General features: G+C 53.6%; 4 protein-coding genes. All 4 read right to left on the reverse strand.

Annotated features, from left to right (window positions below; translation table 11 throughout):
• Positions 1-442: 442 nt before the first annotated feature.
• A complete protein-coding gene (locus BW950_RS14530) occupies positions 443-928 on the reverse strand; it encodes a hypothetical protein (protein ID WP_076490014.1) in 486 nt (161 codons plus the stop codon).
• On the reverse strand, positions 922-1,761 hold the full coding sequence (locus tag BW950_RS14535) for a hypothetical protein (protein WP_076490015.1): 840 nt from the start codon (positions 1,759-1,761) through the stop codon (positions 922-924). Before BW950_RS14535 ends, BW950_RS14530 begins: the two co-directional genes overlap by 7 nt.
• 10 nt (positions 1,762-1,771) lie before the next feature.
• Positions 1,772-2,560 (reverse strand): eCIS core domain-containing protein, encoded by a 789-nt coding sequence (locus BW950_RS14540; RefSeq protein WP_076490016.1) that lies wholly within the window; start codon positions 2,558-2,560, stop codon positions 1,772-1,774.
• Positions 2,561-2,571: 11 nt separating this feature from the next.
• The coding region (locus tag BW950_RS15205) for a hypothetical protein (RefSeq protein WP_200796850.1) at positions 2,572-3,037 on the reverse strand (466 nt) is incomplete at its 5' end.

A 3,037-nucleotide genomic window follows, 5' to 3' on the forward strand; every position in this document is an offset into this window, starting at 1 on the left:
CACACGCTTCCGGGCGTTCCTCCCCCACGACTGCGTCGCACAATGTCGATCCCGCGACGATGGGTCTGCTCCTGGCTCTGTGTCTCCCTCAGGCCTTTCTCCGCCGTCGCCTTATTTTTTGGGTTGTTGTTCAAGAATTCTGGCCGCCTTGCGGCACCAGGCTGCCGCAACCGGGTGCTCCACTGCAATTCCTCGGGCCGGCACGCACTCCGTCCAAAGCACCACCTGACCCACCCCCGACTCACTCTTCCTGCGGGGGCCGCTTCCGGCTCACTGCCCCTCGCCGGCGGCCCCCGCCCGGCCCTGCGGGATTTCCGCTCCGCCCCCTGGCGGGGGAGAAGGCCCAATCTTTTTCCAGGAGAAGCGAGGTGGCAAACAAATCCCTCACGATCAAACGACGGGGCGAGAAACTGGCGATTCTATCCTCCATTTCCCATCTGAATCATTCTCTCTGTCCTTCGAGTTTCGATGTACCAGGCCGTATCCACTCATCGTCGTAGTGGAGACGATACTCCATGTACATGTCGGTTATTGTTGCATCTTCAAGATGAGGATGCTCACCCAACGCTTTATACAACCGCTGGATCAGTTCGTTTTCTTCAGGCGCCTGTTGCACAATCTCAACTAACTCGGCGTATTCATACTCCACTGTGTGCGTCATCAGATATATAAAAATTTGACTCGCTACAGAACTTTTCTTCAGCCTGGCCCGCATCTCCATGAGTCCATGAAACGGATTCGTTTCAGGATCATGTCCCTCGGGCAGGGAAAATTCAAACGTGAAGTGGACGCGCAAATTCAGGCCGTGCAATTCTTTTGAAACTGTTGGAGCGAACTCATAACCACTCAGCTCGATAATATGTTGAGAATTCACCGTCAGAGAAGAAACCAAGGGAAAAAGAAGAACTAGGAAAACCTTTTTCACCATAAATCATTCCGGATCAATCTCCGCCTCTTCTCTTCCATTGAATAAGACAGAATTAATCCTATCGTTCTCTCGCGTTGCACCTGATGCTCAAGAACCTTCTCCTGGATTTCCATCAGCATGTCGCGAACAGTCAGATTGCCTTCCCGCACGCGATAATACTGCTCCTCAATGTCATGCGGGGTCTCGGCCAGTCCCTGAACTGATCCGATGCTGTAGTACTCCAGACCTCCGTTTATCAGGGCAACACCAATCCATAACTCGTCCCATTGGCGACGACTCTGAAAGCCATTTAAAAAATGATACAGCTCGCTCAATAAAGTATCTATGCCGAAATTAATTCGCTCAAGCACATTCTCAGCGTTTACCATCTCTACTCTAAGTGCGGTAAACCGGTCCTCGGTCAGGCCAACCAGTGCGGGTGCTACTTCATCATACAATTGATCCTTCTCGGCCTGTGTAATTGGAGGAACTTGTACTTCAACGGTCTCCCGATATGCCTCATAGGTGGAGATCCACCTGATTGGACCCCACCCCTCCTGCTGTCCCGACGTCTGCAGGATCTGTGCCGGAGCTTTAATATGTCTGTCATGCATATTATACCGGTATCCAAGCATATCCAGCCAGCACCGCATCTGCTCAACCAGTTCCTGCAATTCTCCCTGCCTCATCTCAGGCAAGTCCGCGAGCAAGGCCGGTAGTTCCAGTCCTCTGAGTTCATCGACAAAATCTGACCTCATTCGGTCCTTCATCCCCCCAGTTACGCAGATCTCTTCCATGGTGAACTTGGTGTGTATCAATAGTCTGGCCGCATCCTCACGGGTATATGTCGCCATGTCTCCTCCGTTAAACTCGTCTCGATAAAGATTCGAACACCCGCAACATACTTCTATTGGAGTTTTCTTCTGTCATGATCTCTCCCAGCTCCGCAAGCTTCTTCTGAACTCTTTTCACCGCCTGGTCGACCCCTTCCTGATATTGTCTTTGTGTCAAAACCATCTCTTCTCCACATGCCCCAATGTAGCGGATCAACGGCTTTCCACCATGAACAGCCCGAAAGGCAGACATCGGGACTCCCGGAAGGCCATCCTCTCCATCCTCCGTTCTTCTTCCTGCATTTTCAGGGCGCGGGTCGGATGGTATCTGCCTTCCCTTGATTTCATTTCTCGATTGCTCATCCATAATGCGAGATGCTATGACCTCTGCCTCGATTTCCAGCTCGATTATCTCCTCGCGATAGAGCATTCTCTCCCCGCGATCATGCTGAATCGTGTGCTGTATCTCATGTGCAAGTAATTTCATTCCTTCGGCTGTGTATGGACGAAATTCCCCATGAGCAAAGTAGATATCATGACCCAGTGTTACTGCCGCAGCACCGGACGAACGAGCTAGGGAATCTGCATTTTTTCCGGTATGAATCCGCACCTTCGATAGATCGTAATCGAAGCGACGCTCGTATTCCTCTTTTATTCCGGTCTCCAAAGGGAAGACTCGGTCTTCATCCTGGAATGCTATCACCGGATACTTTGTGGAGTCCCGTTCAATTCCACACCCTGCTATCCCGTCACGGTTTTCTCTATACGCAGCAATTGCCTCACTGAGAAGGCATTGGAACTTGTGTAATGCAACCGGCATTTCCACCCCTCCTAATAATCCTGCAATAATTTCTTCAGCACTTCTTCAGAAACATCTTCGCTGAAGCGGTTAATACTCGCTCCCTCATACCGGGAATCGCTCCCCCCGGCCCCGCCAGCATCGTGGCTGGCACTGCGGGCCAGGGCCGGCTGGGGGTCTCTCTCCCCGGCGAGGGTGGCCTTGTCGGTCTCGTAGTTGCGCCGGATTCGTTCCATTCGCTCCTCTTCGGGATCTCTCGTTCCGGCTCCGCCAGAGCCACCTCCGGCCACAGCTCCGGCTGCAGGTCCGGCCACACCTCCGGCTGCAGGTCCTTCAGCAGGAACAGCCCCGGCCCTTCCTGCCAAACCACGCACCCCGCCGCCCGGCAAGCCACCCTGCATCGTCCCGGCCATCGCCACAGCTCCGGCAGGGCCTCGGGGAACAGTTCCGCTCCCCGGAACATCGCCTCTGCCACTGCCCCCGCCCGAGACCTTCACT

Source organism: Alkalispirochaeta americana (assembly GCF_900156105.1).
GTDB classification, from domain to species: domain Bacteria; phylum Spirochaetota; class Spirochaetia; order DSM-27196; family Alkalispirochaetaceae; genus Alkalispirochaeta; species Alkalispirochaeta americana.

What these genes read in the sequence shown, in the direction of transcription:
- BW950_RS14530 (WP_076490014.1), bottom strand. Translation starts at nt 928, where the DNA reads ATGGTGAAAAAGGTTTTCCTAGTTCTTCTTTTTCCCTTGGTTTCTTCT.
- BW950_RS14535 (WP_076490015.1), bottom strand. Translation starts at nt 1,761, where the DNA reads ATGGCGACATATACCCGTGAGGATGCGGCCAGACTATTGATACACACC.
- BW950_RS14540 (WP_076490016.1), bottom strand. Translation starts at nt 2,560, where the DNA reads ATGCCGGTTGCATTACACAAGTTCCAATGCCTTCTCAGTGAGGCAATT.